Annotated in this window: 4 protein-coding genes and 1 pseudogene; all 5 read right to left on the reverse strand. The window is 33.6% G+C overall.

Features of this window, described 5'->3' with window-relative positions; translation table 11 throughout:
• Positions 1 to 105: 105 nt before the first annotated feature.
• Positions 106 to 813, reverse strand: coding sequence for a hypothetical protein (locus tag AACY61_RS11425; protein WP_339611708.1), 708 nt, complete (start codon positions 811 to 813; stop codon positions 106 to 108).
• A gap of 10 nt (positions 814 to 823) precedes the next feature.
• Positions 824 to 1,375 (reverse strand): hypothetical protein, encoded by a 552-nt coding sequence (locus tag AACY61_RS11430; RefSeq protein ID WP_339611709.1) that lies wholly within the window; start codon positions 1,373 to 1,375, stop codon positions 824 to 826.
• A 4-nt stretch (positions 1,376 to 1,379) separates the two neighbouring features.
• A complete protein-coding gene (locus AACY61_RS11435; protein ID WP_339611710.1) occupies positions 1,380 to 1,970 on the reverse strand; it encodes a hypothetical protein in 591 nt (196 codons plus the stop codon).
• A 13-nt stretch (positions 1,971 to 1,983) separates the two neighbouring features.
• Positions 1,984 to 2,535, reverse strand: coding sequence for a hypothetical protein (locus AACY61_RS11440; protein ID WP_339611711.1), 552 nt, complete (start codon positions 2,533 to 2,535; stop codon positions 1,984 to 1,986).
• A gap of 27 nt (positions 2,536 to 2,562) precedes the next feature.
• A pseudogene (locus AACY61_RS11445) lies at positions 2,563 to 3,027 on the reverse strand (hypothetical protein); the annotation flags it as partial.

Raw genomic sequence — 3,027 nt, forward strand, 5'->3', positions numbered from 1 at the left:
ATAAATGAAGCCATTCCTACCAATAAAGTTTGCTGAAAAAAAATATCTCTGTAGTAAGGTGGCTAATTTTGATTGTGGCTTCATTTATTACGTTTAAAAAAAACACTAAAAGTATTTCACATACCATTTAATTTTTGAGGAGCCATTTATATTAGCAATTGTGACTTTGCTGGGTTTTGAAGAGGTTTCGTTGGGGTTTGTTTTATAAATTTCCTGGATTTGATATTCTAATAAATTAAATCCTTTTTGGAGTGAAAATTGATAGGTATGTGCAGCTTCAATTTTCTTATCTGTTAACTGCCATGAGTTTGTACAGGTAGTATTGATTTCAAGCGGTTCAGTGACATAGATAATTTCAAAAAATGAGCTTAAAACGGGCTCCATATAGGCTTCATCTTCCAACCAAGGCATGATTTCTTCAGTTGAAACAGCGTATAGGGTTCCGGCCCAACGATTTTTATACCAGAGGCCTATATTTCCCCCTCTTTGTGCTTTTAAGTTTTTTGACTGTTGAAGATCTGTTGAGAGATTACATTTTAATGTAAGGTTTTCATTTAAATTGTCACTTAGGAACATTTCAAAATGGTCTTGGGGAATGCTTTTTAAATCCACATCTGACAAATCAATTTTTAAAGTTCCATCTTTTTGTAGCACCCCAATTTTTATAGGATAATCTGCTCCAAAGGATAGTAAAACCAGGTCCATTTCAGGGAATCCGGGTTGATGATTTTCCAGTTTTGAGGTAATTGTCTGGGCTTTGGCAAAAACTAAAAACCCTATGTAAAAAACAATTATTAAAAAATTAGATTTCATGTTTTTTATATTAAAATGGGTGATATTCAAATTCTCCTGTTAAAATGTGTATGTATTCTTCATTAGTAACCACATCAACATAGACAGCCGTGCCAGTAAAAGTCCCTCTAGCTTTGAAAGTGCCGCTATAACCACTTAACAAGTTTTCCTTTTTTTCAAATTTGCTAATGTTTAGCGACATGATTTTTGAGACAAGAATCAGTTCTTCATTTAAAAATGTAACTGAGATATATTCATCTATTTCATCATAGACAAGTTCATTAAGTCCGGTTTTTGTCGGAAAAGCAAATGTAACATATAACTCTTGTGTATCGTCTTGAAAGGTCAACAGTGCGGTTTCAAGATTGGTTTCTGTATTGGTCGAAATAAGTCCGGATGCATAAATAAAATTGGTGTCAGGGCCTTCGGTTTCTATTGAGAAAACGCCATTTTTTAAAGGGCCTGTAAGTTCAATTTTTACAAAGCTTTTTTTGTTTGTCAGTTCGTCTTTAATAAAGCATCCAGATGTTAAAAAAAGCAATAGTATTCCCGGTAGAATTAAAGTCAGGATTTTTGATTTCATTGTGCTAGTGGTTTCGGTTGTTATACTGGTCTAAAATGTCTAATGAAGAGAGCAAATCTGGGTCAAAAAACTCCCAAAGTTGTTCAGGGGTCATTTTTTTTCCTTCCAGAGTGATAACAAACCTGTTGAGGTAAACATAGGATAATTCGCTGTCACCATATCTCATACTACTTTTTGTCTTATAGCCATCAAGCTCTTTATAAATTTGATTTGACCCAGAGGCAATTTTATAGGATTCATAAAAAAATTGAATGGCTTTACCGTCTGTCCCAGCATAATCCTGAATCATAATTTTAAACTGTGTGCCATATGTGGCCTGAATCATTTGCAGGTTTTCTACCACTTTTGAATCTTTTAGCTGAAATCCATTTATTTCTATTGGAATGACATCTTTAAACTCTTGCTCATTGAGCGGCAATTTTTCTTTTAAAATACTGCTATAAAAATCCTCTTCAATTGAGTTTGAAATTGCTTTAGACACAGTGGAGTCTTTATTGTTTTTATCTTTTCCTGCAGGTGCCTTGGATGGCATTTCATCACAAGAAACCAACAAAATAAACATCAATAAACTAATAAATTTTTTAATACTAGCCATTGGTATCAAACATTTAGTTTGCTGTATTTTCAACACTAAACTCACCGTTAGTGATATTGACTGTTTCCCCATTCATAAGGTTAATAACTGTGCCTGAAAATGTTCCATTAATTGTATTATTGTTTATGGATGTAATGGTAACTGTGGAAGCTGTGTTATCTTCATCGGAACTGTAAAAGTTGGTTCCTGTTGAAAACAAAAACTGAACACCATAGTACAGCCCTGGTTGAATTTCTTGATAACCCGAATAGGTAGAGGTATTTATTGGATTATCGTCATAAATCTGAATAATAAACATTTTTGACTCATTGGTTCCGGAAGGGGTTTGTGCATTGATTCCTCCTCCATAATAAGTGAGATCCGGAAAAGGAATTGTTCCAAAACTTCCTTCTAGAGTTTCTGCATTGTCATTATCCAATAAAAGCTGTTCTGAGCCAATGTTTGCTTTTAGAAAAAGTTGATTTGAGCTTGGTGTTTCACCATCATCATCTTTACTACATGAACTAAGTACAAATAATAAACTACAAATTAAAGAGTATTTTGAGATAATTTTTAAAGTTTTCATTGTTATGATTTTTTAAGGTGAGATATTTTAAAATACTTGGTATCCTGCTGTGCTGAATGAAAATTTAGTTGGTTTTAATAAGGTGCATTCCATGGTTCCAGATGAGTTTCTTTTTCCTTTATTCTTTTTATCTACCATATCCATATACATCATCAATGCACCTTCGGCTGAATTGAAATGTGCCTTCATAGCATCAGGAATCTGATCATTGCTTGATTTAAAGACATCATTAAAGCTTACATCGGCTTCTGTGGTATAATACATTTTAATGAGATAATCTTCGTTTTCCATTTGTTTGCCAAGGCAATGATAACCTAAAATTGTCTTAGGAGGAAGCTCTGTAATGGTGTATTCCTCCTCATCGTTTGATGAATTGATCAGGTCATTACCACTCAATGAAGTGGCTGTAGCAATTTTATTCCCTCCGGAATTCATAAACATATAGTTGGTGTTAGACTCACCATCCATCACCATAAACATATCTACGCCTTG

Source organism: uncultured Planktosalinus sp., assembly GCF_963973675.1.
Classification (GTDB): domain Bacteria; phylum Bacteroidota; class Bacteroidia; order Flavobacteriales; family Flavobacteriaceae; genus Planktosalinus.

Coding starts and splice junctions, on each gene's coding strand:
- AACY61_RS11425 (WP_339611708.1), bottom strand. CDS start 813: ATGAAATCTAATTTTTTAATAATTGTTTTTTACATAGGGTTTTTAGTT.
- AACY61_RS11435 (WP_339611710.1), bottom strand. CDS start 1,970: ATGGCTAGTATTAAAAAATTTATTAGTTTATTGATGTTTATTTTGTTG.
- AACY61_RS11430 (WP_339611709.1), bottom strand. CDS start 1,375: ATGAAATCAAAAATCCTGACTTTAATTCTACCGGGAATACTATTGCTT.
- AACY61_RS11440 (WP_339611711.1), bottom strand. CDS start 2,535: ATGAAAACTTTAAAAATTATCTCAAAATACTCTTTAATTTGTAGTTTA.